The organism is Micromonospora sp. S-DT3-3-22 (genome assembly GCF_015354745.1).
Lineage (GTDB): Bacteria > Actinomycetota > Actinomycetes > Mycobacteriales > Micromonosporaceae > Micromonospora > Micromonospora wenchangensis.
In genome coordinates, this window is sequence record NZ_JACGMO010000049.1 from 23,845 (window position 1) to 48,360 (window position 24,516).

General features: G+C 74.9%; 15 protein-coding genes. 3 read left to right on the forward strand and 12 right to left on the reverse strand.

What is annotated here, in order from left to right; genetic code table 11:
- Positions 1–16 precede the first annotated feature (16 nt).
- Entirely contained in the window at positions 17–898 is an 882-nt protein-coding gene (locus H1A17_RS16245) for a helix-turn-helix domain-containing protein (RefSeq protein WP_375372819.1), read from the reverse strand.
- 149 nt (positions 899–1,047) lie between these two features.
- Complete coding sequence (locus H1A17_RS16250) at positions 1,048–1,287, reverse strand: DUF397 domain-containing protein (RefSeq protein ID WP_088645293.1); 240 nt, start codon at positions 1,285–1,287, stop codon at positions 1,048–1,050.
- A gap of 269 nt (positions 1,288–1,556) precedes the next feature.
- Here H1A17_RS16250 and H1A17_RS16255 point away from each other — a divergent pair, with 269 nt between their 5' ends.
- Positions 1,557–2,207: a GGDEF domain-containing protein gene (locus tag H1A17_RS16255; RefSeq protein ID WP_194822248.1), complete on the forward strand. Its 651-nt coding sequence runs from the start codon at positions 1,557–1,559 to the stop codon at positions 2,205–2,207.
- A 51-nt stretch (positions 2,208–2,258) separates the two neighbouring features.
- Here H1A17_RS16255 and H1A17_RS16260 read toward each other — a convergent pair whose 3' ends face one another.
- From H1A17_RS16260 to H1A17_RS16275, 4 genes are all read right to left on the reverse strand, one after another.
- The gene (locus tag H1A17_RS16260; RefSeq protein ID WP_194822249.1) at positions 2,259–2,744 is read right to left on the reverse strand and encodes a type II toxin-antitoxin system PemK/MazF family toxin; all 486 of its coding nucleotides are present in this window, start codon (positions 2,742–2,744) and stop codon (positions 2,259–2,261) included.
- Between the two features lie 30 nt (positions 2,745–2,774).
- Positions 2,775–4,052 (reverse strand): DUF6596 domain-containing protein, encoded by a 1,278-nt coding sequence (locus tag H1A17_RS16265; RefSeq protein WP_309236784.1) that lies wholly within the window; start codon positions 4,050–4,052, stop codon positions 2,775–2,777.
- Positions 4,053–4,054: 2 nt separating this feature from the next.
- Positions 4,055–4,474 carry a YciI family protein gene (locus H1A17_RS16270; RefSeq protein ID WP_145920402.1) on the reverse strand — a complete coding sequence of 140 codons (420 nt, stop codon included), beginning with the start codon at positions 4,472–4,474 and terminating at the stop codon, positions 4,055–4,057.
- A gap of 95 nt (positions 4,475–4,569) precedes the next feature.
- Positions 4,570–5,358: a trans-aconitate 2-methyltransferase gene (locus H1A17_RS16275; RefSeq protein ID WP_194822251.1), complete on the reverse strand. Its 789-nt coding sequence runs from the start codon at positions 5,356–5,358 to the stop codon at positions 4,570–4,572.
- A gap of 54 nt (positions 5,359–5,412) precedes the next feature.
- On the opposite strand from H1A17_RS16275, the gene H1A17_RS16280 reads away from it, so the two are divergent.
- Both H1A17_RS16280 and H1A17_RS16285 read left to right on the forward strand, forming a co-directional pair.
- Positions 5,413–5,928: an NUDIX hydrolase gene (locus H1A17_RS16280; RefSeq protein ID WP_145920404.1), complete on the forward strand. Its 516-nt coding sequence runs from the start codon at positions 5,413–5,415 to the stop codon at positions 5,926–5,928.
- Between the two features lie 40 nt (positions 5,929–5,968).
- Positions 5,969–7,327 carry a hypothetical protein gene (locus tag H1A17_RS16285; RefSeq protein WP_194822252.1) on the forward strand — a complete coding sequence of 453 codons (1,359 nt, stop codon included), beginning with the start codon at positions 5,969–5,971 and terminating at the stop codon, positions 7,325–7,327.
- A gap of 146 nt (positions 7,328–7,473) precedes the next feature.
- Here the strand turns inward: H1A17_RS16285 and H1A17_RS16290 are convergent, their stop codons facing one another.
- The 6 genes from H1A17_RS16290 to H1A17_RS16315 all read right to left on the reverse strand — a co-directional run.
- Positions 7,474–12,990, reverse strand: a complete 5,517-nt coding sequence (locus tag H1A17_RS16290; RefSeq protein WP_194822253.1) for a non-ribosomal peptide synthetase/MFS transporter — start codon at positions 12,988–12,990, stop codon at positions 7,474–7,476.
- Positions 12,987–16,109 carry a non-ribosomal peptide synthetase gene (locus tag H1A17_RS16295; protein ID WP_194822254.1) on the reverse strand — a complete coding sequence of 1,041 codons (3,123 nt, stop codon included), beginning with the start codon at positions 16,107–16,109 and terminating at the stop codon, positions 12,987–12,989. Before H1A17_RS16295 ends, H1A17_RS16290 begins: the two co-directional genes overlap by 4 nt.
- Complete coding sequence (locus H1A17_RS16300; protein ID WP_145920407.1) at positions 16,106–16,294, reverse strand: MbtH family protein; 189 nt, start codon at positions 16,292–16,294, stop codon at positions 16,106–16,108. Before H1A17_RS16300 ends, H1A17_RS16295 begins: the two co-directional genes overlap by 4 nt.
- A complete protein-coding gene (locus tag H1A17_RS16305) occupies positions 16,294–17,247 on the reverse strand; it encodes a TauD/TfdA family dioxygenase (RefSeq protein ID WP_145920408.1) in 954 nt (317 codons plus the stop codon). Before H1A17_RS16305 ends, H1A17_RS16300 begins: the two co-directional genes overlap by 1 nt.
- Positions 17,248–17,272: 25 nt before the next feature.
- The gene (locus H1A17_RS16310; protein WP_194822255.1) at positions 17,273–22,747 is read right to left on the reverse strand and encodes a type I polyketide synthase; all 5,475 of its coding nucleotides are present in this window, start codon (positions 22,745–22,747) and stop codon (positions 17,273–17,275) included.
- Positions 22,748–22,803: 56 nt separating this feature from the next.
- Positions 22,804–24,516: condensation domain-containing protein (locus H1A17_RS16315; protein ID WP_228543646.1), on the reverse strand; the 1,713-nt coding region annotated here is incomplete at its 5' end.

Genomic DNA, 24,516 nt, shown 5'->3' on the forward strand with positions numbered 1-24,516 from the left:
CGGCCCGGTGCGGCCGTCACTGCGGGTACAGCTCGTCACGCAGTCGGGTGAGCACCTCGGGCGTGCGTTCCGGCGGGGTGGCCTCGACGCAGAGCCGCTCCATCGCGGCGGCGTAGTAGTCCAGGTCCTCCCGCTTGTCGAGGTAGAGCGCGCTGGTCAGCTGTTCGATGTAGACGATGTCGGGCAGGTCGTCGTCGCCGAAGCGCAGGATGGTGAAGGCCCCGCCGGCGGCGGCGTGGCCTCCGGCGTCGAACGGGATGATCTGTAGTCGGATGTGCGACGAGCGGGTCGCCTCGATCAGCGCGGTCAACTGCCCGTGCATCACCTGCGGGCCGCCGATCGGCCGGCGCAGGGCGGCCTCGTCGATCACCGCCCACAGCTGCGGCGGGTTCTCCCGGTGCAGCACCTGCTGGCGCTGGATGCGCAGCTCGACCCGCCGGTCGACCTCCTCGACCGCCGCGCCCCGGTGTCCGAGCAGGACCACCGACCGGGCGTACTCCGGGGTCTGGAGCAGGCCGGGGACGAACTGCACCTCGTAGCTGCGGATCAGCGCGGCGGCGGCCTCCAGGCCCAGGTAGGACTGGAACCAGCCGGGCAGGACGTCGCCGTAGCGGTGCCACCAGCCGGGGCTGTTGGCGTCGCGGGCCAGCTTGAGCAGCGCGTCGCGTTCCTCGGCGACGGTCACCCCGTAGAGGGTGAGCAGGTCGGCGACGTCGCGTTCCTTGAAGCCGACCCGGCCCAGCTCCATCCGGCTGATCTTCGACTCCGAGGAGCGGATCTCCCAGCCCGCGCCCTCACGCGTGACACCGCTGGCCTCCCGCAGCCGGCGCAACTGCGCGCCGAGCAGCATCCGCAACACCGTGGGGCCGGTGGCCGGTCCCCCCTCGGCGGCAACCATCGTCACGTGCCCCGCCCCTCCGCGCTTGCCCACACCAACCGATCGCGGCCCCTGGCCCCCGCCCGACCGACGAGTAAGCATGCCATGGACCGACGGTGAGGTGAACATCCTCCGGACGGATACGGTCCCGTGGGCGGGACCGTCGGGCGTCAGCCGATCAGATGGTCGAAGTCCCCGTCGCGGGCGCCGAGGACGAACGCCGTTATCTCGTCCACCGTGTAGATCAGGGCCGGGCCCTCGGGATGGCGCGAGTTGCGCACGGCGATGCCGGCCCCGCCGGGTAGTTCGGCCAACTCGACGCAGTTGCCGCTGGGATTGCTTCGCCGGCTCTTCTCCCACCTCAGCGGGGGCAACTGGGTGGTGGGGACGCCGTTCTCTGGCTGCTGCATGGATGTCTCTCTGTCGGGGTGCGGAGCCACTGTCGCGAGGGGACGTTGCGGTGCCGAAGGGGCGGTGCGACATCAGATCCGGCCGTGCTGCACGTGCATCTGCTATTGCATCTGCATCGGACAGCGAGCATGATAACGCACGTGGGCGGTACTTATCCGTTCACTTTGGGTTACCAGGCTCAGGGCTTCCACCTGGGCAAACAGCGACCCGGCGGGGCACGACGGCCGCCGCCGCACGGGTCGTGCGCCGACACTGCGAGGGAGGACCCGTGCCGGATCCGTTGACCGTCGCGTCCGGCGTTTCCGCAGCCGGGGCCCTGGTCTCGGTGTGGCAGCTACGCCGCCGGGCCCTCCAGGCCGAGGCGGAACTGGAGCACCTGCAGGCCGAACTGGCCGCGGAACGGCACGCCGCCAGCCACGACCCGCTCACCGGGCTGCCCAACCGGCGGGCCTTCTACCGGCTGGCCGCCGCGCTGCTCACCGACGCCGGCGGGCAGCCCCTCATCGCGGTGGTCCTCGACCTCAACGACTTCAAGCAGGTCAACGACCGCTACGGACACGCCGCCGGCGACCAGGTGCTGATCAGCGTCGCCCAACGGCTGGCCGCCTTCGCCGGCGACAACCTGGTCGCCCGGCTCGGCGGCGACGAGTTCGCCGGCCTGCTGGCCAGCCCCTCGCTCGACCGACGCTGGATCGACCACGCCAACCGGCGGCTCTGCGAGGCCATGGCCGCCCCCATCCCGCTGGGCGCGTGCAGCGTCCGGGTCACCGCCTCGGTCGGGCTCGCCCCGGTCACCGGCCCCACCCAGCTCGCCGACGCGCTCTGCCGGGCCGACGCCGCGATGTACCGGGCGAAGGGCGTCACCAGCCGGCAGTCACCCCGGCAACTGCTCGACGCCGCCCGCCTCGCCGAATGCTGAACCGCACGCCCCGTCCGGAGCGCCACCAACGACAGCGGCGGCACCGACCGGTCAGCGCCAGCCGTAGCCGGACCGCAGCGCCTGCCCGACCCGGTCGAAGCGCCCCCGGTCCAGCACCGCGCCCTCCCGGCGGATGCCGTCCTCACGCATGGTGAGCACCCGGTCCAGCCGTACCCAGCTCGGACGGGCGTCGCGGTCCCACTCCCCCGGGCCCAGCGCCAGCCAGTGCCGCTGACCGTCCCGATCGCTCTGGCTGGACAGCATCAACCCGAACAGGGTGTGGCTGGACCGGCCGACCACCAGCACCGGACGGTCCTTGCCCTGCTTCGGGTCGTCCTCGTAGGGGACCCAGGTCCAGACGATCTCCCCCGGGTCGGCCTGCCCGTCCGGCTCCGGGGCGTACGACAGCTCCCGCCGTTGCAGGGCGCTGACCTGACGCCGCCGGGCCACCTGCGCCGGGATCGGACCGGGGGTGGCGCGCTGCGCGCCGGTCACCCGGCCCAGCCGGGACGCCACGTTCCTCAACAGACCTGCCACGGCGGGCAGCCTACCGCCAGCCGGACCGGATCACCCGTCGAGGTCGTCGGCCCGACGCAGCAGCACCGCCCGTTCCCGCACGTTGCGGCACAGCCGGGCGGCGAACTCCAGCTCGGCGCGCGCCTCCGCCGTCCGGCCGAGCCGGGCGAGCAGCTCGCCACGGACGCCGGGCAGCAGGTGCGACCCGGCGAGGCGGCCCCCGGCGGCGACCTCGTCCACCACGGCCAGCGCCGCCTGCGGACCGTCGGCCATCGCCACGGCCACGGCCCGGTTCAGCTCGACCACCGGCGACGGCGCCACCCGGCCGAGCGCCTCGTAGAGCAGCACCACCCGGGCCCAGTCGGTGCCCTCCACCGAGGGGGCGGCGGCGTGGCAGGCGGCGATCGACGCCTGCAACCCGTACGGCCCGAGGCCGCGCCCCGACGCCACGGCCCGGCCGAGCGCCGCCATCCCCCGGCGGATCGCCGACCTGTCCCACCGCCGCCGGTCCTGGTCCGTCAGCAGCACCGCCTCGCCGTCGGAGTCGACCCGGGCCGGGAACCGGGCTGCGGTCAGCTCGCACAGGGCGAGCAGACCGTGCACCTCCGGCTCGCCGGGCAGCAGCGCGGCCAGCGTCCGGGCCAGCCGGATCGCCTCGTACGCCAGGTCGGGGCGGAGCAGGTCGACGCCGGCCGTCGCCGTCGACCCCTCGGTGAAGATCACATAGAGCACGCCCAGGACCGCGCCGAGGCGTTCCCGCCGCTGCGGCGGCTCCGGCAGGGCGAACGGCACCCGCGCGGCAGCGATCGTCTTCTTCGCCCGGGTGATCCGCGCCTGCACGGTGGGCACCGGCACCAGCAGCGCCCGCGCGATCTCCTCGCTGGACAGGCCGCCGACCACCCGCAGCGTCAACGCCAGCCGGGCCGGCGGCGCGAGCACCGGATGACAGGCGACGAACATCAGCGCCAGGACGTCGTCGTCGACCCGGTCCGGGTCCCACGGCAGCTCCCCGTCCCCGGACGCCGGTCCGGCGAGCTGGCCGGCGAGCACCGCGTACCGGTCGTCGAGCGCCGCCCGGCGGCGGAACGCGTCGACCGCGCGCCGCCGGGCGGCGGTGAGCAGCCAGCCCACCGGGTTCGCCGGCACGCCGTCGCGCGCCCAGCCGACCAGGGCCTGCGCCACCGCCTCCTGGGCGACGTCCTCGGCGAGCGCGAAGTCGCCGGTGTACCGGGCCAGCGCGCCGACGATCCGGGCCGACTCGATGCGCCAGAGCGCCTCGACGGCCCGCCGGGCCGACTCGGCGCCCGGCGGGCCGTCGGTGGGGACCACGCTCAGAGCTGGCCGGTCCGCTCGCGCCACTCCCGCTCCCGGACGATGAACTCGTTGTCCTGCGGGAACTCGTCGATGCCGGGGACCCGGCGCACCTCGCACTTGCTGCCGTTGACCGCCGGCATCCGCCGGGCCCACTCGACGGCCTCCTCCTTCGACGCCACGTCCAGCAGGTAGAAGCCGCCGAACAGCTCCTTCGTCTCGCCGTACGGGCCGTCGGTGACGACCGGGGTCTCCCCGCTGTAGTCGACCACCACGCCCTGCGCCGGGTCCTCCAGGCCCTCGGCGGCGACCAGCACGCCCGCGCGGATCAACTCGTCGTTGAACCGCCCCATCGTCTCCAGCATCTCCTCGAAGGGGATCTTCATCATCGTCGCCAGGGAATCGTCCGTGTTCCGCATGATCAGCATGTACTTGGCCATCGTCGCTCCTCGTTGTCGGGTCGCCGTTCGACCCGCTCACCCTCTGGTCGAACGGCGACCGGGCCGGATCGACACGACCGTCCGGTGAATTGTCGTCAGGCCGGCCGCCGGGCCAGCACCAGGGTGGTCCGCAGGTCGAGGGTGACGGTGCCGCCGAAGTCGTCGACGGCGGCCCCGACCGCCGCGAGGACCCGCTCCCGCTGCTGCGGTGGGCGGCGCAGCTGCGGCGAGAAGGTGCCGACCAGCCGCTGGTACTGCGCCGTGGTCAGCGGCACCGACCGGCGCAACGCCGTCGACCGGACGTCGGTGAACAGCCCGCTGCCGGTGACGTCGGCGTGGAACCAGTCCTCCGGCTGGTCGTGGTGCGGCACCGGGTCGACCGACTCGAACGCCGCCCGGATCGCCGCCGACTGGGCCGGGTCGACGTAGTCGTACCGGTGGGCGAAGACGGCCAGGGTGCCGCCGGGGGTCAGCGCGTCGTGGGCCCGCCGGTTGCGGGTGGCCGGGTCGAGCCAGTGCCAGGCCAACGCGCAGGCCAGCAGGGGCACCCCGGCCGGCGGCGGGGACCACTGCTCGAACCGGGCCACCACCACCTCGACGTCGGGAAACCGGGCGGCCAGCACCGCCGCCATCCGCGCGTCCGGCTCGACGCAGGTCACCCGCGCCGGGACGGCCCCGGCCGCCGCCGGACGTGCAGGGGGCGGCCCGTCGGGGTGGGCGAGATCACGCAGCAGCGCGGTGGCCAGGCCGGTGCCCGCGCCGACCTCGACCAGCCGGGCGGGGGGTCCACCGTGATAGGCGAGGATGGTGGCGGCGAGGGCGGCCGGATAGCCCGGCCGGATCTCGTCGTAGTCGTCCGCCACCTCACCGAAGAGCTCCACCATGATCGCCATCGTCGCACCGCCGCCGCCCGGACGGTGCCCCGTCGAGGGAGGCCCATGACCGAACTGCCCCGGGACCTGCCGGTGGTCGAACGCACCGCCGTCCGGCTGGTGGTCCGCGACCGGGACGGCCTGATCCTGCTGTTCCACACCCGTGACCCGGAACACCCCCGGCTGGGCACCTGGTGGGAGCTGCCCGGCGGGGGCGTCGACCCCGGTGAGACGTACCCGCAGACCGCCCTGCGGGAACTGCGGGAGGAGACCGGCTTCGTGGTCACCGCCGCGCAGCTCGGCCCGCCGACCTGGCGGCGGCGGGCCAGCTTCATCCACCGCCGGTTGCGCCACGTCCAGGACGAGGTGGTGCTGACGGTACGCCTCGACGCCGCCGCGCCGGACGTCGACGGAGCGGACCGGCTCGACTACGAGGTGGAGGACTACTTCGGGTTCCGCTGGTGGTCGGCCGAGGAGATCGTGACCAGCCCCGCCCGGTTCTACCCGGGTCGGCTGCCCGCCCTGCTCACCGCGTTCCTCGCGGGCGAGCGGATCGACGAACCGTTCGAACTGTGGTCCTGAGCGGGTGCCGGTGGCCCGCACGGTGGGCACAGTGGAGGGCATGACGACGCTCCCGCACGACCCGCTGGCCCGGTACGCCGCCCGGCTGCACGCCGACCTCGGCGACCGGCACCACGTCGCCTCCCCGCTCGGGGCCTGGCTGCTGCTGGCGCTCGCCGCGCCGGCCGCCACCGGCGCGGTCCGGGCCGAACTGGCCGAGGTGCTCGGTGTCGACGTGGCGGTCGCCGCGCAGGCGGCCGCCGCGCTGCTGGACCGGCCGCACCCGCTGGTGCCGTCGGCCACCGCCGTCTGGCACCGGCCCGGCGCGGACCCCGACCGGTTGGCCGGCTGGTGGGACGGGCTGCCCCGGAGCACGGCCACCGGCCCGCTGCCCGACCGGGCGGGCCTGGACGCCTGGGCCCGTGAGCACACCCTCGGCCTGGTCGACCGGTTCCCGCTGACCGTCTCCCCCCGGGTGCTGCTGGCGCTGGCCAGCGCCCTGGCCACCCGGATCTCCTGGGCCACCCCGTTCGACCTGGTGCCCGGCGCGGCGCTCGGCCCCGACGACCCGCGCGACGCGGCCCGACCGGACGACGGAGACGGGCCTGACCGCCGGCACGGGCCGGACGAGGGGCGCGGGCCGGCCGGCCCGCAGCGGCGCGACGTGCCCAGCCGGGACGGTGGGGGCGGCGGCTGGGCCGGGCGGCTGGGCCGGGCGTTGCGCAGCCCGGAGCACGGACACCGGGTCTGGATCGCGGCGACCGGGCCGGCCGGTGACGTCGCCGTGCACGCCGCCGAGGCGGTGGAGCACGACGGGGCCGGGCTGGTGGTGCTCTCGGTGCTCGCCGATCCGGCGGTCCCGCCCGCCGACGTGCTCGCCGCCGGCTACGCGCTGGCCGGCGCGGCGGTGGACGGCGAACCGGCCCGCCGGTCGCTGTTCGACCTGCCGCTGGGCGCGGGTCCCCTCGGCACGCTGCGCGAGGAGCGGGTCCGCACCGCCGCCCGCGACGACCGGGAGGAACGCCACCGCGCGGTGCTGCCCTGCTGGTCGGCCCGGGACGAGCACGACCTGACCGCCCCCGGGCTGGGGTTCGCGGCGGTGGGGCGGGCGCTGGGTGGGCTGCTCGGCGTCGACGTGGGCGTCGAGGCCCGGCAGGCGACGGTGGCCCACTACGGCCGGTACGGCTTCGAGGCCGCCGCGGTGACCGGGGCGTTCGCCCTGACCAGCCTCCCGCCGGAGGGCGTACGCCGCAGCGCCGAGTGGCGTTTCGGGCACCCGTACGCGGTGCTGGCGGTGGCCACCGACCACCGCGACGGCGGCACCGGGCCGTGGCACGGGCTGCCGGTCTTCTCCGCCTGGGTGGCCGAGCCCCGGGAACCGGCGGACACCGACCTCACCGATCCGGTCGAGTCCTTCTGACCAGGGGCGAGCCCTGCTGAGCAGCGCTGACCAGGCCCGACCGCGACGTACGCCCCCGAGGCGGCACCGTCCCCGGGGGACCCGCCGCGGTCGGGGGTCCCGCTGCCGCGCGGGCACGACGCATGTCGCCGTGCCCGCGCGGGTGCTCAGCCGGCCACCGACACCGGCTCCGGGCGGGCCTTCGCCCGCTCGGCGAGCCGCCGCTGCCGCTCCTGCGCCCCGATCAGGTCGTCGGGGAGCGAGTCGGGCACCTCGATGTCGAACCGGCGCAGCATCCGGATCGCGAACCCGCCGAGCGTGATCAGCACCAGGGCCAGCCCGAAGCAGACGTACGCGAAGCCGATGCCCCGGCCCGGACCGGTGCCGATCACCGCGCCCACCGACCCGGCGAGTGACCCGCCGTCGGCGAGCATCGGCTCGAACAGGGCGGTCGCGCCCGGGGCGAGCAGCGCGAACCCGATCGGCAGGGTCGACCAGGAGATCGTCTGGTTCAGGCTGAACACCCGGCCGTGGAACCGCTGCGGCACCTTCACCTGGACGATCGTGGCGTAGATCGACTGGGCGGTGGTCATCGCCATGGCCAGCCAGAACGCCCCAAACGCGATCATGACGACGGAGGCGTCCAGGCCGATCAGCACACAGCCGACGGCGGTGCCCAGGTTGCCGATCAGCACCCCGATCATCCGCCGCTGCCGGGGCCCGCCCCACAGCGACATCAGCACCCCGCCGGTCACCGCGCCGATCGCCTCGGCCAGCGCCACCTGTGCCACCTGGGTGGCGTTGCCGAACGACAGCACCAGCGGGGTGGTGAGCACCAGCGCCGGGGCCAGGAAGACGTTGCCCAGCGCGAAGTAGCCGAGCATCAGCCGGAAACCCTTGTGCCGCCACGAGTAGCGCAGGCCGTTGGCGATCGCCACCAGCAGCCGTTCCCGGGGCCGCCAGCCGAGCAGGTCGGGGAAGCGGACCACGGCCAGCGTCAGCACCGCCACCAGGTAGCTCGCCACGTCGATCAGCAGGATGCCCTTGAGGCCGATCGCGGCGAGCAGACCGGCCGCGAAGACCGGCATCAGGAGCATCGCGAAGCCGCTGGAGAGCTGGGTGATGCCCATCGCGTGCCCCAGGTAGCGCTTCGGCACCAGCTGCGGCACCGCCGACTGGAAGGCGATCCGCTGGAACGACCCGGCCACCTGGCTCAGCGCCACCAGCCCGTAGATGTGCCACAGGGCGAGGTTGTCGGTCCAGAGCAGGGCGGCGAGGACGAGCTGGATGGAGCCCGACACGCAGCTCGCGATCATCATGATCCGTCGCCGGCTGACCCGGTCGGTGAGCGCGCCGGCCACCGGCAGCATCAGCACCCCGCAGATCAGCGCCAACGCCCACAGCAGGCCCAGGTCGGCCACCGACCCGGTGCGGGTGAACAGCCAGATCGGCAGGGCGAACGCGGTCAACGCCGAGCCGGTGGTGGAGACGAGCTGGCCGGCGGTGACCGCGACGAACCGGGCCATGCTCGGCTTCACCACCGCCGGGGCCGGCCGGTCGGCGTCACCGATCCGCTGGTGGTCGGCGACCACCCAGCCGGCGTCCTCGCCCCGGGCCGCCGGACCGAGCGCCGTCACGTCCCCGGCCCGCACGGCCGGGTGCACCTGGGTGACGATCTCGGCCAGCTCGTCGGCCCGGTACTTGAGGAAGAAGTGGCCGGCCTGGTCGAGCACCACCAGGCCGAGGGTGTCGCTGAGGAACTGCCACTCCGCGTACCGCTCGGCGTGGTAGTCGGTCACCGGGTCCTCGGAGCCGACCACCGAGACGATCGGCGCACGCAGCTTCGCCGCGCCCCGGTCGAGCAGCCCGGTGAAGTACTCCTCCGACGCGCGGGAGTCGGCCCGCATGTTGCTGATGATCCGGTCGGCCTGCTCCGGCTCCAACTCGTCGGTGTCCACCCCCATGCTCTTGAGCCAGCTCGCGTAGTGCCGGTTGCTGCTGAGCTGCTCCAGCCGGTTGCGCAACGCCGCGAAGGCACCCTTCGGGCGGGCGAACGGGAACATCGCCCCGATGTAGACGACCTCCAGCTCCCGGCCGGCGGCCTCCACCTTGCGGGCCACCTCGGCGATGATCGCGCTGCCCACCCCGCAGTGGCCGTAGAGGGCCAGCGGCCCCTCGATCCGCTCCACGATCTCGGCGGCCACCCGGCTGGTCAGCTCGTCGAACGGCAGGGCGTCCTCGGTCAGCCCGACGTCGTGACCGGGGATGGCCAGCGACCACAACGCGTGCCCGGCGGGCAGCGCGTCGGCCAGCGGCTGGTAGACGATGGCGCTGCCGCCGCCGTACGGCACGCAGACGTAACTGAGCACCCGCCTGCCGGCCGGGATCGGCTTGGTCAGCTCGTAGAGCAGCCGACGCGGGCCGGCCGCCCCGGCGTCACCGGTCATGAACGTGGCCAGCTCGCGGATGGTGCGCTGCTGGAACAGGTCCATCACGCCGACCGCCCGGCCACCGTGCTCGGCCCGGCGGATCTTCGCCACCACCTGCGTGGCGAGCATCGAGTGCCCGCCCAGGTCGAAGAAGTCGTCGTCGATGCCGAGCGTCGGCACGCCCAGCACCTCCGACCAGATGCCGGCGAGCAACCGCTCGGTGTCGTCACGCGGCTCGACCAGGGCCACCGACGCCTCGCGGGTGACCACCGGCGCGGGCAGCGCGCGGCGGTCGAGCTTGCCGTTCGGGGTCAGCGGCAACGCGTCCAGGGTGACGAACGCGGCCGGCACCATGTACTCCGGCAGGGTCTCCTTCAGCGCCGCCTTGAGCGCGGCGTGCTCGGCGTCGCCCACCAGGTAGGCGGTGAGCCGCTTGTCGCCGGGGCTGTCCTCCCGGACGACCACCGCCGCCTCGGCCACCCCGGGCTGCTCGCGTAGGGCGCTCTCGATCTCACCCAGCTCGATGCGCAGGCCCCGCAGCTTGACCTGGTGGTCGATCCGGCCCAGGAACTCGATCACCCCGGCCGGGTCGGCCCCGGCCGTCGGCCCCGCCGGGTCGGGCACCCAGCGGGCCAGGTCGCCGGTGCGGTACAGCCGGGCACCCGGCTCACCGGAGAACGGGTCCGGCACGAACCGCTCGGCGGTCAGCGCCGGCCGGCGGTGGTAGCCACGGGCCAGCCCCACCCCGCCGATGTGCAGCTCACCGGCCACCCCGACCGGGCACTCCCGGCCGGCCGGGTCGAGCACGTGCAGCCGCAGGTTGGCGATCGGCCCACCGATCGGCACGCCGGTCGACCCGGCCAGCAGCGCCGGGTCGCAGTGCCAGGCGCTGACGTCGATCGCCGCCTCGGTCGGGCCGTACAGGTTGTGCAGGGCGCAGTGCGGCAGCCGGGCGGTGAAGTCGACCGCCGAGGCCAGCGGCAGCTCCTCGCCGGAGCAGATCACCCGCCGCAGCGCGGTGGCCGCCTCCACCCCCTCCTCGGCCAGGAACACCGTCAGCATCGACGGGACGAAGTGGGCGGTGGTGACCCGCTCGGCCACCAGCACGTCGCGCAGGTAACCGGCGTCCTTGTGGCCGCCGGGCTTGGCCAGCACCAGCCGGGCCCCGGTACGCAGCGGCCAGAAGAACTCCCACACCGACACGTCGAAGCTGGCCGGGGTCTTCTGCAACACCGCGTCGTCGACGTCGAGCCGGTAGGTCTTCTGCATCCAGTCGAGCCGGTTGACGATGCCCCGATGGGTGTTCGGCACCCCCTTCGGGCGACCCGTCGACCCCGACGTGTAGATCACGTACGCCAGGTGTTCCGGGCCGGCCAGCGGGGTCGGATCGGTCTGCGGCTGGTCGGCCCAGACCGCCGGGTCGTCCAGGGCCAGCACCGTCGCGTCGACCGTGGGCAGCACGTCACGCAACTGCTCCTGCACCAGCACCACCGGCGCGGCGGCGTCGGTCAGCATGAAGGCCAACCGGTCGGCCGGGTACTCCGGGTCCAGCGGCAGGTACGCCCCACCGGCCTTGAGCACGCCGAGCAGCCCGGCGACCAGCTCCACGGAGCGTTCCGCGCAGACCCCGACCAGGGTCTCCGGGCCGACGCCGGCCGCCCGCAGCCGGTGCGCCACCCGGTTCGCCGCAGCGTTGAGCTGCGCGTACGTCGTCGATACGCCCTCGATGGTGACCGCCACCGCGTCCGGGGTGGCCGCCGTTGCCGCCTCGATCGGGCCGTGCAGCGTCTCGGCGGTCGGGAAGTCGGCGGTGGTGTCGTTCCAGGACGCCAGCAGCGCCCGCTCCCCGGCGGGGAGCAGGTCCAGCGCCGAAACCGCCACGTCCGGGGTGGCCGCGACCGCCCGCAGCAGGGTGCACCAGCGGCCGGCCATCCGCTCCACGGTGGCCCGGTCGAACAGGTCGGTGTTGAAGACCAGCTTGCCCCAGAGCCCGTCGGCGGTCTCCACGGCGTGCAGCTCGAAGTCGAACCGGGTGGCCCGCAGCTCCATCGGGGTCCAGTCGAACGTCACGTCGGTGGCGTCGGAGACCCCGGTGAACCGGCCCATCTCGTAGTTCTGCAACACGAACATGGCCTGGAACACCGGCGAGCGGCTGACGTCGCGGGGCAGGCCCAGTTCGTGGACCACCTTCGCGAACGGCACCTCGGCGTGCTCGAAGCCGTCCAGCACGCTACGCCGGGTGCGTTCCAGCAGCTCGGTGAAGGTCGGGTCACCGGCCAGCTCGGCGCGCAACGGCAGCATGTTGATGAACATGCCGACGACGTTCTCCAACTCCGGGGCGGACCGGCCGGCCACCGACGCGCCGACCGCGAAGTCCTCCTGGCCGGCGTGCCGGGCCAGGAACACCTGGTACGCGGCGAGCAGCGTCATGAACAGCGTGCCACCGGACTCCCGGGTCAGCGCCGTCAGCCGCCCCGTCTCCGCCTCGTCGAGCCGGAACTCGACGAAGTCGCCCCGGTAGGTCTGCGTGGCCGGGCGGGGCCGGTCCAGCGGCAGCTCCAGCGGGGTGATCCCGGCCAGCCGGGACTTCCACCAGTCCAGGTGCGACCGGGCCGCCGGGCCGCCCAGCTCCTGGGCCTCCCAGACGGCGAAGTCGCCGTACTGCACCGGCAGGGTGGGCAGCTCGCCGCCCCGGTAGGCGGTGATCAGGTCGCGCAGCAGCACGTCGACCGACCAGCCGTCGCCGACGATGTGGTGCTTGCTGAGGAACAGCACGTGGTCGTCGGCGGCCAGCCGGATCAGCAGCGCCCGCAGCAGCGGCCCGGCCGCCAGGTCGAACGGCGCGAGCGAGGCCGCCTCCACCAGCTCCCGGGCGGCCCGCTCGTCCGGGGCGTCGACCACGGTCAGCGGCACCTCGACCGCGTCGGCGACCACCACGGTCGGCTTGCCGTCGGCGTCGGCGGGAAACCGGCTGCGCAGCGACTCGTGCCGGGCGGTCAGCGCGGCCAGGGCGGCGCGCAGCGCCGTGACGTCGAGCGGGCCACGCACCCGCAACGGCACCGCGATGTGGTACGCCGCCTCGCCCGGGGCGAGCTGGTCCATGAACCAGACCCGCTCCTGGGCGTACGACAGCGGCACCTCGACGTCGTCGGGTCGCGGCGTGACGCGGGCGGCGGGGGTGGCCTGTCGTCGGCGCAACCGCTGGGCGATCAACGCCGCCCGGGCGGCCTCCCGGGAATCCTTCAGGTCCGTCATGCGGGGGTGTCCTTCTCCGCCGCCAGCAACGCGGCGACCTCGGTCTCGGAAAGGTCGTCCAGTTCGGCGGCGATCTGCGCCTCGATCTGGGCGGCCAGGTCGGCCACCACGGGGCTGCCGAACAGCGCCCGCATCGGCAGGTCGACGTCCACCTCGGCGCGGATCCGGGCCATCGCCCGCATGCCGCGCAGCGAGTTGCCGCCGAGGGCGAAGAAGTCGTCCAGCGCGCCGACCTTCTCCACCTGGAGGATGTCGGCGTACACCTCGGCGACCAGGGTCTCGGCGTCGGTGCGGGGCGGGACGTAGCCGTCGCCGGCCACGGACTCCGGCGGGGCGGGCAGCGCCACCCGGTCCAGCTTGCCGTTCGGGGTCAGCGGCAACGCGTCGAGCCGGACGAACGCGGTCGGCACCAGGTGCGCCGGCAGCTCCCGGGCCAGCTCGGCGGCGAGGTGCGCCTCCTCGGCGGTGCCGACGTGGTAACCGACCAGGGTCGGCTCCCCCGAGTCGGTGCGGACGGCCACCGCCGCCTGGCGCACCTCCGGGTGCTCCCGCATCGCCGCCTCGATCTCGCCCAGCTCGATCCGCATCCCGCGCACCTTGACCTGGTCGTCGCGGCGACCCAGGTAGTCCAGGGTGCCGTCGGCCCGCCACCGGGCCAGGTCACCGGTGCGGTACATCCGCTGCCCCGGCGGGCCGTACGGGCAGGGCAGGAACCGCTCGGCGGTCAGGCCGGGCCGGCCCAGGTAGCCCCGGGCGAGCTGGTCACCGGCGACGTACAGCTCACCGACCACCCCCGGCGGGACCGGCTGCCAGGCGGCGTCGAGCAGGTACACCCGGCTGGTGGCGGTGGGCCGGCCGATCGACACCGGGCCGGCGGGCACCGGCTGCCCGGGGGCGAGCCGGGCGGCGACGCAGCCGACGGTGGCCTCGGTCGGGCCGTACTCGTTGACCACCGCCACATCCGGATGCGCGGCCCGCCAGTCGGCGAGCTGCTCACCGGTGAGCGCCTCGCCGCCGATCACCAGGTCGGTGGTGGGTGACAGGGCCTCCTCCAGCAGCGGCAGGTGGCTCGGGGTGACCTTGAGGAAGGTCGGCCGGCCACCCACCCGGGCCGCCGGGGAGTCGATCCCGGCCAGCCGGACGGTACCCCCGGCGGTGAGCGGGCCGAGCAGCCCGGTCACCGTCAGGTCGAACGAGACCGGCGAGTGCAGCAGGGCGGTGCCGGCCAGCCCCGGGTAGGTGTCCCGGGCCCAGGCCAGGTACGCGACGATCGCCCGGTGCTCCACCACGACACCCTTGGGCCGGCCGGTCGAGCCGGAGGTGTACAGCACGTAGCCGGGGTGTTCCGGGCGCAGCGACGCGACCCGGTCGGCGTCGGTGAGATCGCCACCGCCGTCACCGTCGGCGTCGAGCACCCCGTCGACCAGCAGCGCGTCGGCCGGCACCAGGGCGGCGGTCTCCGGCACGGCCAGCACCAGCGCCGGTGCGGCGTCGGTGAGCAGGTAGCCGATCCGGCCGGCCGGGTAACCGGTGTCCACCGGCACGTACGCCGCGCCGGCCTTGAGCACGGCGAGGATCGCCACCAGCAGCTCCGGGCCGCGCGGCAGGGCCAGCGCCACCCGGGTCTCCGGGCCGACGCCCCGACCCACCAGCACCCGGGCCAGCCGGTTCGCGGCGGCGTTGAGCTGCGCGTACGTCAACGTGACGTCCTCGCAGACCAGGGCGGTGGCGTCCGGGGTGGCCGCCACCTGCCGCTGCACCTCGTCGACGACGGTGGCCGCCGGTCCGGTCGCCGCCACCCCGGCCCACCCGCCGAGGACCAGGTCCCGTTCGGCGTCGGCGAGCAGCGGCAGCGCGGAGACCGGCCGCTGCGGGTCGGTCACCGCCGCGTCGAGCAGCCGGACGTAGCGGGCCACGACCGCCTCGGCGGTGGCCCGGTCGAACAGCTCGGTGCGGTAGACCAGCCGGCTCTCCCCGGTGGTGATGTCGAACGCCAGGTCGTCCTTGGTGGTGCCCAGCTCCACCGGGTCCAGCCCCGAGTCGGGGATGAAGTTCAGCGCGGTCTGGAAGATCGGCTGCACCGACGGGTCCCGCTCCGGGGCGACCGCCTCGACGATCGCCTGGAACGGGGTCTGCCCGTGTTCCAGGGCGTCGACCAGCCCGTCGCGGACCCGACCGAGCAGCTCGGCGAAGCGCGGGTCGCCGCCGACGTCGCAGCGCAACGCCACCGGGTTGACGAACATGCCGATCAGCGGGGTCAGCTCGGCGGTCTCCCGACCGGCCGTGGAGACCCCGACCACCACGTCGGTGTCGCCGGAGATCCGCGACAGCAGCGCCGCGAAACCGGCCAGCAGCACCATGTACGGGGTCGCCGCCGACCCGGCGGCCAGCCGGGTGATCCGGTCCAGCAGCCCGGCGGGCAGGTCGAAGCGGACCTCGTCACCGGCGAAGCCGAGCTGGGCCGGGCGGGGCCGGTCCAGCGGCAGGCCGGTGGCCTTCGGGGCACCGGCCAGGTGCCCGGTCCAGAAGGCGAGCTGCCGGTCCCGTTCCGCGCCGGTGAGCTGGTCGCGCTGCCACACCGCGAAGTCGGCGTACTGGATGGGCAGCTCCGGCACGGCGGCCGGCGCGCCGGTCGACGCGGTCCGCGCGAACGCGGCGACCTCGGCGCCGAACAGCACCGCCGAGTGGCTGTCGAAGACGGCGTGGTGCACCACCAGCAGCAGCGTCCACCCGTCGTCGAAGCGGATCAGCCGGGCCCGCCACAGCGGCGGCGCGTCCAACGGGATCGGGGTCCGGGCCAGCTCGGCACGCAGCGCGTTGGACCGCCGCACGCGCTCCGGCTCGGGCAGTCCACGCAGGTCGTCGACGGGCAGCCGGGGCGGCTCGTGCTCCCGGACCACCTGCACCAGGGTGCCGTCGTCGACCCGTAGGTGGGTACGCAGCGCCTCGTGCCGGGCGACGACCTGGCTGAACACCTCGGTCGCCGCCTCGGCGTCCAGGTCGGCGGGCAGCCGGCACGGCACCGACACGTTGTAGACCGGGGAGGCCGGGTCGAGCTGGTTGGCGATCCAGACCCGTTCCTGGGCGAACGAGGCGGGGAAGGTCCACTCGCGGGTCATGCCGTCTGCTCCCGTACCGAACGCGGACGCATGTCGGTCCAGACCTCGTCCACGTGGGCCAGGCACTCCTCGCGGCTGCCGGAGAAGCCCGCGTCGTGCCAGCCGGCGGGCAGGTCGCGGTCGGCCGCCCAGATCGAGTACTGCTCCTCGTCGTTGCGCACGACCAGGAATCGGGTGTCGGCCATCAGTTCGCTCCAGCGGTGTCGGGGGTGTGCGGTTCGGCCATCGCGACGGCGATCTTGCGGGGGCCGGTGAACGGCTCCCGCCCGTGCGCGGCGGTCATGTTGTCGACCACCAGCACGTCGTCGCGCCGGTAGTCGAAGCGGACGCTGGCCGCCCGGTACGCGGCCCGCAGGTGGTCCATCACGTCGGCGGGGATCTCGCCGCCGTCGCCGTAGTAGGTGTTCGCCGGCAGCCCCTCGGGGCCGAACATCGCCAGCAGTCCCTCCTGGTAGTCCTTCGGCAGGGTGCTCAGGTGGAAGAAGGTGGCGTGGTTGAACCAGCGCGGGGTGTCCGAGCCGGGCCGGTGGTGCACCACGTCCCGCACCGCCCGGGTCCGCAGCCCGTCCCTGCCCACCCACTCCAGCTCGATCCGGTTCGCCGCCGCGTACGCCTGCACCTGCGCCCGGTCGTCGGTGCCGAAGACGTCCTGCCAGCGGGTGCCGAAGTCGGCGTGGAAGTTGCGCACCAGCAGCCAGCGCCGCCGGACGAACTCCTCGCGCACCGCCGGGTCGATCTCGGCGTACACCCGGCGCACGTCGGCCAGCGGGGTCGCGCCGAGGGTCTGCGGCGCGGTGAGGCAGTAGAAGAACAGCGTCAGCGGCCAGCGCGCCTGGTACGAGTTCTCGTTGTGCAGGAAGATCTCCTCGTCCGGCGGGTAGTCGGTCGAGGTGTAGACCTTCCCCTTGATGGCGTGCCGGGGCGAGGACCGCTCGGTGTAGGTCAGCGGTTCGCCGGAGAACGCCCGCACCACCGCGTCGAAGCCGTCCACCCCGCCCACGTCGAAACCGCGGAACAGCAGCCCGCCGTGCGCGACGAGGGTGTCGCGCAGCTCGGCCCGGCGGCGGTCGATCAGCTCGGTCAGGGGTGTGCCGTCGTTCTCGACGACCACCGGCAGCGTGGCGATCGTGTCGCTCATTGCGTGGTCTCCTGCTTTCTCGACGTCAGGCGCGGGGTAGCCGCGGGATGGCGGGGATGGTGGCCGGCGCGGCCGGTTCGTCGGCGGCGGCGGCCCGCAGCTGGGTGATGCGCTCGGCCAGACCGGCCACGGTCGGGGTCTCGAAGAGGCTGCGCATCGGCAGCCGGACCCCGGTCGCCTTACGCATCGCGGCGATCAGCTGCACCGCGACCAGCGAGTTGCCGCCGAGGGCGAAGAAGTCGTCGTCCACCCCGACCTCGGCCACCCCCAGCCCGTCCCGCCACACCCCGGCGATGGTGATCTCCAGTTCGGTACGCGGGGCCGCCGAGCCGCCGCCGGTCGACGCCGGGGCGGCGGTCGACGGCTCCGGGTCCTGCTCCAGGCTGTCGGTGGTGACCCGGGAGGCCCGCCGCCGGATGTCCGCCACCGTCCGGGTGGCGATCACCACCTGCGGGCCGAGGCCGGCGGTGAGGCTGCGCCGGAACGCCTCCGCGCCGTCGACCGGGCGGATGTCCTCGGTGAGCGCCCCGGCCGCCGGTTCGGCCGGGGCCGCGTCGGCGGTGCCGGTCAACCCGCCGGTGACCGCGCCCTGGTCGACCCGGCGCAGCACGAAGTCACCGATCGCGACGAGTTCCCGCCCCTGCGGGTCGGTCAGCGACAGGTCGGCGGCGACCACCTCGTCGGTGGCGCTGGCCCGGTGCCGCAGGTGGCTGTGGAACACCGCCGGCAGCGGCCCGCGCACCACGATCCGCCCGTACGACAGCGGCAGGTAGGTGCCGTCGCCCTGCCCCCGGCCGAAGGCGGTGGCCACGTCGAGCAGCGCCGGGTGCAGCCCCCACGCCGGCAGGTCGGCGCGGACCGGTTCCGGGGCCTCGATCCGGGCCAGTTCCTCGCCGTCGCCGAGCCGGTGCTCGGCCAGCGAGGCCCAGCGCGGGCCGAAGGTCAGCATGCTGGTGCGGCCCCGGCCGAACGAGGCGTCGTCGTCGACCCGCCGGCCGTCGACCACCGGCACCCGGGCCGGCGGGGCGGCCTCGACGGTCCAGCCGGCCGAGCCGCGCACGTGGGTGCGGAGCTGGCCGGCGGCCAGGCTGCGGACGGCGAAGTCGACGCCGTCCTCGGCGGCGGTCAGCTCCACCCGGTACTGGGCGACGGTGCCCTGCGGCACCGCGAACGGCTCCAGGAACACCACGTCGCGCAGCTCCACCACGGCCTGCGGGGCGGGGCCGGGCACCGCGGCGGCCACGGCGGCCCGTACCGACTCCAGGTGGGCGGTGCCGGGCACCACCGGCACCCCGCCGATGCGGTGCTCGTCGAGCAGCCAGTGGGTGTCCGCGGAGACCAGCCCGTGCAGCACCGTCGACTCCGGGCCGACCACCTTCGTGGTGAGCACCGGGTGCTCCACCGGCGTGGTGACGGTGTCCCGGCCGGCGGCCCGGAACGCGGCCGGCGCGGCGGTCTCCACCGCCATGCCGACCTCCGCCCAGCCACCCCAGTTCTGCGACAGCACCGGGGCCCGGAAACCCGCGCCGGAGCGGGCGAAGGCGTCGAGGAAGGCGTTCGCCGCGCAGTAGTCGACCTGGCCGAAGCCGCCGATCACCGAGGTGATCGACGAGCACAGCGCCACGAAGTCCAGCGGCAGGTCACCGAAGACCTCGGCCAGGGCGAGGGTGCCGGTGAGCTTCGGGGCGAGCACCCGCTCGGCCTCGGCCCGTTCCTTCACCTCGGCCATCCCGCCGCCGGGCAGACCGGCGGCGTGCACGATGCCGTCCAGCCCGCCGAACTCGGCCTCCACGGTGGCCCGGACCCGACGCAGGTCGGCCGGGTCGGTGACGTCGGCGGCGAGCACCAGCACCGTCGCGCCGGCCGCCTCCATCCGGCGGATCGCCGCGATGGCCCGACCGGCCCGGTCCGCGCCGCCGTGCACCGCCAGGTGGTCGTCCCACCGCTCACGCGGCGGCAGCCCGGAGCGGGCTAGCAGCACCAGTTTCGCCCCGGCCCGCCGGGCGAAGTCCTCGGCGAGGGTGACGCCGATGCCGCCCAGGCCACCGGTGACGAGGTACCGGCCGCCGTCGCGCAACGCCCCCGAACCGGTTTCGGCGGCGACGGTCACCTGCTCGTAGCCGGTCACCCAGCGGCGGGTGCCGCGCAGCGTCACCTCCGCCCGCTCCGGGTCGACCGGGCGGCGCAGTTCGGCGGCGAGCGCGTCGACCCCGTCGCCGGCCGGGTCGGCGTCGACCAGCCGTACGGCCAGGCCGGGCAGTTCGGCCGGCAGCACCCGGGCCAGGCCGGCGAGGGTGGCGTGCTCGGGGCGGACCAGGTCGGCACCGGTGACGTCGCCGACGCCCGCGGTGACCAGGTCGAGGGTGAGTGGCTGCTCCCCGGCGGTCACCCCCGCCCCGGCGAGCGCCTGCACCAGGTGCAGGGCGTCGAAGAAGCCGCGCTGCTGGGCGTCCCAGGTGGCGGCGGCGTCGAGGCCGGCGGGCGTGCCGTCCAGGGCGAAGGCGTGCACCAGCCGGGTCGGCATCCCGCCGACGGTCAACGCCGCGACCAGCGCGTCGTGGTCCTCGCGGTGGCCGGGGCGCAGCCGGTACCCGTCGTCGGTCGCCGCGAACGCCGTGCCGGGGCGTACCACGACCGGGTCATCGCCGGCGGCCCGCAGCGCGGCGACCAGCGCGTCGGCGCGCGGGCCGGCGGCGAGCACCAGGCAGCGGCCGCCGGGCACGGTCACCGGGTCGGCGGCGGCCTGCCGCCACACCGGCACCGCGAACCACCGCTCCAGCGCCTGCGGGCCGGCGTCGGCCGGGGCGTCGGGCGTCGCCGCCACCGGGTCCGGGTCCACCCAGTAGCGCAGCCGCTCGAACGGGTACGTCGGCAGCGGCACCCGCCGGGCGGCCGGGTCGGCGTCGAGCCGCACCCCGGTCCCGGCGCACCACAGGGCGGCGGCGCTGGTGAGCAGGGTGGCCAGGTCGCCGGTGGGCTCACCGGGGCCGGGCAGGCTGCCCAGCGGGGTCAACGCCCGCTGCGCCGGGGAGCCCTTGGCGACCTGCATCCGGGCCAGGTTGGCCAACTGCCGGCCCGGCCCGCACTCCAGCAGCGCCCAGGTGCCCGCGCCGAGCAGGGTCGCCACGCAGTCACCGAAACGCACCGGCCGGCGCAGGTGCGCCGCCCAGTACGCCGGGTCGGTGGCCTGTTCGGCGGTGATCCAGGTGCCGGTCACGTTGGACAGGAACGGGATGGTCGGGGCGTGCAGCGGCACCGTCGCCATCAACGCGGTGAACTCGGCCAGGATCGGGTCCGTCATCGGCGAGTGGAACGCGTGCGAGGTGCGCAGCGGCTTGCTCTTCTTGCCGCCGAGGCTGTCGGCGAACGCGGCGACAGCCTCGCTCTCGCCGGCCACCACGCAGGTGCCGGGCCCGTTGACGGTGGCGATGGACAGCCCCTCGGGCAGCCGGGCGGCGACCTGCGTCTCGTCGAGCGACACGGCGAGCATCGCCCCGGCCGGCAGCGACTGCATCAGCCGGCCCCGGGCGGCGACCACCCGCAGCGCGTCGGGCGGGGTCAGCACCCCGGCGACGGTGGCGGCGACGTACTCGCCGATCGAGTGGCCGATCATCGCCGCCGGGCGTACGCCGGCCCGCTGCCAGTGCAGCGCCAGGGCGTACTCGACGACGAACAGGGCCGGCTGGGTGTAGCGGGTCTCGGTGAGCTTCTCCGCCGCCTGCGGGTCCCGGCCGAGGATCAGGTCCCGCAGGTCCAGGCCCAGCTCGGGCCGGAGCAGCGCGGCGCACTCGTCGACGGTGGCGGCGAAGGCCGGCTCCTCGGCGTAGAGCTGCGCGCCCATCCCGGCGTACTGGGCGCCCTGGCCGGAGAAGAGGAACGCGGTGCGGGGCGCGGCACCGTCGACCACCCCGGACTGGCGGCGGCGCGGGGTACGCAGCGCGGTCACCGCCTCGGCCAGGTCGGTGGCGACCACGGCCACCCGGTGCGGGTACTCCTGCCGGCCCACCCGCAGCGTGTGCGCCACGTCGGCGAGCAGTCCCGGCCCGCCGTCGGTGGTGGCCGCCAGGTGGTCGGCGAGCCGGGTGACGGCGCTGTCCAGCGCCGACGCGGTCTTCGCCGACACCGTCAGCAGGTGCGCCGGGCGGACCCGCCGGTCCGCGCGGTGGGCCGCCGGGGCCTCCTCCAGGACCACGTGGGCGTTGGTGCCGCCGATGCCGAACGAGCTGACCCCGGCCCGGCGCGGCCCGCCGTCGGTGTCCCACTTGGTCAGGGTGTTCGCCACGTAGAACGGGGTGTCGGCGAAGTCGATGCCCGGGTTGGGCGTCTCGTAGTTGATCGTCGGGGGGATCAGCCCGTGCTCCATCGCCAGCACCGTCTTGATCACGCTGACGATGCCGGACGGCTGGCTCAGGTGCCCGATGTTGGACTTCACCGAGCCGATGCCGCACCAGCCCCGCTCGTCGGTGTCCCGGGTGAACACCGCCGACAGGGCGGCCACCTCGATCGGGTCGCCCAGCGCGGTGCCGGTGCCGTGCGCCTCGACGTAGCTGATGCTGCGCGGGTCGACCCCGGCCATCCCGACCGCCTGGGCGATCGCCTCGACCTGCCCGTCGACGCTGGGGGCGGTGAAGCCGACCTTCCCGGCGCCGTCGTTGTTGATCGCGTTGCCCAGCACCACCGCGCGGATCGTGTCGCCGTCGGCGATCGCGTCGGAGAGCCGCTTGAGCAGGGTCACCCCGACGCCGCTGCCCCAGACCGTGCCGTTGGCCCCGGCGTCGAACGGGCGGCACCGGCCGTCGGGCGAGGTGAAACCGTCCATGCCCAGGTAGCCGACGTGCGGCAGCTCCACGTTGACGCCACCGGCCAGCGCCATGTCGCACTCGTGGTTGCGCAGCGCCTCGCAGGCCAGGTGGAAGGCGACCAGCGAGGTCGAGCAGGCGGTGTGCACGGTCAGGCTCGGCCCGCGCAGGTCCAGCCGGTACGACACGTTGGTCGCCACGTAGTTCGGCGAGTTGCCGGTGGCCAGCGAGACCGCGCCGTGCGGGTTGCCGCCGACCCGCTTGTTACGCAGCACGTACCGGTGCAGGTAGGTGTTGCCGCCGGTGCCGGCGTACACGCCGACCGCGCCGGGGTAGCGGGCCGGGTCGTAGCCGGCGTCCTGCAACGCGGTGTAGCAGCTCTCCAGGAACAGCCGGTGCTGCGGGTCGGTCATCTCCGCCTCGCGGCTGGTCATCCCGAACAGCCCGGCGTCGAAGGTGTCGTACCCGTCGATCAGCGGGGCCCGGTTCACCCAGCCCGGGTCGTCGACCTCGTCGGCGGTGGCGCCCCGGGCGAGCTGCTCGTCCCGGCTCAGCTCGGTGACCGACTCGACGCCGTCGACCAGGTTGCGCCAGAACTCGTCGACGTCGGCGGCGCCGGGCAGCCGCGCGGCGAGCCCGACGATGGCGATGGGTTCGATGCCGTCGTCGGTGGGCGACGCGGTGGCGAAATCGTTCTGCATCGGGGTTGTCCTTTGTCGCAAGGTGCCGCCCGCGGGCGGTGGGGAGGGAGGCGTCGTCACTGTTGGTGCGGTCGGCGGGGCGGTGGGGTACGACGGGTCCGGCCGCGCCGGGCGGCGGCGCGCAACGCGGCGCGGGCCAGCTCGGGTCGGTCGGCGGCCCCGTCGAGGCTGGCGGCGAGCGCCCGGACGGTGGGGTGCCGGAACAGGTCGAGCATGGTGATCGACCGGCCGGTCGCGGCGGTGAGCCGGGCGTGCACCGCCGCCAGGGCCAGCGAGTGCCCGCCGATGTCGAAGAAGTTGTCGGCGACCCCGACCCGGTCGCGTTCCAGCACCTGCCGCCAGATGCCGGCGATCAGCTCCTCGGTCTCGGTCAGCTCGTCCGGCCCGGTCGGCACCGGCGCGACCCGGACCGGTTCGGTGGCGGCCACGGTCATCGCGCCCAGCGCCGCCACCCGCACGGTCGGCCGGGGCAGCGCCGCGGCGACCGCGCCGGCCGGGGTGTCGGGGTCGGCGGCGAGCGCGCCGACCAGGTCGGCGAGGTCGGCCAGGAGCGCGTCGATCCGGTCGGCGTCGAACAGGTCCGGGTTGTAGACCACGTCCACCCCGCACCGGCCGTCGCGCTGCACCACGTAGACCGTGATGTCGAACGGGGAGCCGGGCTTGGGCACCGGCAGCGCCTCGGCGGTCAGCCCGGTCAGCGTCAGCCGGGGCGCGGTGAAGTTGAGCACGTTGAACAGCACCTGCACCAAGGGTGCCCGGGAGGTGTCCCGGCCGACGCCGAGGGTCTCGACGAGCTTCTCCAGCGGCGCGCCCGGGTGGGCGGTCGCCTCGTGCAGTTCGGCGGCGCACCTGTCGACCAGTTCGGCGAATCCCACCCCGGCCGGGCCGTCGGGGCCGGTGCGCAGCCGCACCGGGACGGTGTCGATGAAGAAGCCGACCACGTCGTCGAAGGCGGCCAGCCGGCGGTCCGCGACGATCGCCCCGACCACGTGGTCGTCGCCGCCGGTGAGCCGGCGCAGCAGTTCGGCGAACCCGGCCAGCAGCACCGCCGCGACGGTGCTGCCGCCCCGCTCGGCCAGGTCCCGGACCGCCCGGTCGGCGGTGGCGGTCAGCGTCACCGCCGCCTCCGCGCCCGCGTACGTCTGCACCGCCGGGCGGGGACGGTCGCGGGGCAGGTCCAGCACGGTCGGCACACCCCGCAGGTGCTCCGCCCACCAGGTGAGGTCGGCGGGGCCCTGCCGGCGGTCCCGCGCGTCGCGCCACACCGCGTAGTCGGCGTACGAGGCGGCCAGGGCCGGCAGCACCGGCGGGTCACCGGCGACGGCGTGGGCGTACCCGGTGGCCAGGTCGGCGTAGAGGACGGCCTCGGACCAGCCGTCGAAGACCGCGTGGTGCATGGTCATCGCCAGCACGTGCTCGGCGGGGCCGAGCCGGTAGACGGTCACCTGCCAGGGCGGTCCGGTGGCCAGGTCGAAGGCGTGCGCGGCACCGGCGGCGAGCATCCCGGCCAGTTCGGCCTCGGCGTCGGCGCGGCCGGTCAGGTCGACCACCGGCACCGCCACGTCGGTCGGCTCCTCGCACACCGCGTAGGGCACCCCGGCGGTCTGCGGGATGCGCCAGCGCAGCACGTCGTGCCGGGTCGCCACGGCCCGCAGCGCCGCGCCGAGCGCCCCGGTGTCCAGCGGGCCGCGCAGCCGGTGCGCGACCGCGATGTTGTAGGGGGCGCTGGAGGGGGCGAGCTGGTCGACAAACCACAGCCGGCGCTGCGG

Coding starts and splice junctions, on each gene's coding strand:
- H1A17_RS16245 (WP_375372819.1), bottom strand. CDS start 898: ATGGTTGCCGCCGAGGGGGGACCGGCCACCGGCCCCACGGTGTTGCGG.
- H1A17_RS16250 (WP_088645293.1), bottom strand. CDS start 1,287: ATGCAGCAGCCAGAGAACGGCGTCCCCACCACCCAGTTGCCCCCGCTG.
- H1A17_RS16270 (WP_145920402.1), bottom strand. CDS start 4,474: ATGGCCAAGTACATGCTGATCATGCGGAACACGGACGATTCCCTGGCG.
- H1A17_RS16275 (WP_194822251.1), bottom strand. CDS start 5,358: ATGGTGGAGCTCTTCGGTGAGGTGGCGGACGACTACGACGAGATCCGG.
- H1A17_RS16280 (WP_145920404.1), top strand. CDS start 5,413: ATGACCGAACTGCCCCGGGACCTGCCGGTGGTCGAACGCACCGCCGTC.
- H1A17_RS16285 (WP_194822252.1), top strand. CDS start 5,969: ATGACGACGCTCCCGCACGACCCGCTGGCCCGGTACGCCGCCCGGCTG.
- H1A17_RS16290 (WP_194822253.1), bottom strand. CDS start 12,990: ATGACGGACCTGAAGGATTCCCGGGAGGCCGCCCGGGCGGCGTTGATC.
- H1A17_RS16295 (WP_194822254.1), bottom strand. CDS start 16,109: ATGACCCGCGAGTGGACCTTCCCCGCCTCGTTCGCCCAGGAACGGGTC.
- H1A17_RS16300 (WP_145920407.1), bottom strand. CDS start 16,294: ATGGCCGACACCCGATTCCTGGTCGTGCGCAACGACGAGGAGCAGTAC.
- H1A17_RS16305 (WP_145920408.1), bottom strand. CDS start 17,247: ATGAGCGACACGATCGCCACGCTGCCGGTGGTCGTCGAGAACGACGGC.
- H1A17_RS16310 (WP_194822255.1), bottom strand. CDS start 22,747: ATGCAGAACGATTTCGCCACCGCGTCGCCCACCGACGACGGCATCGAA.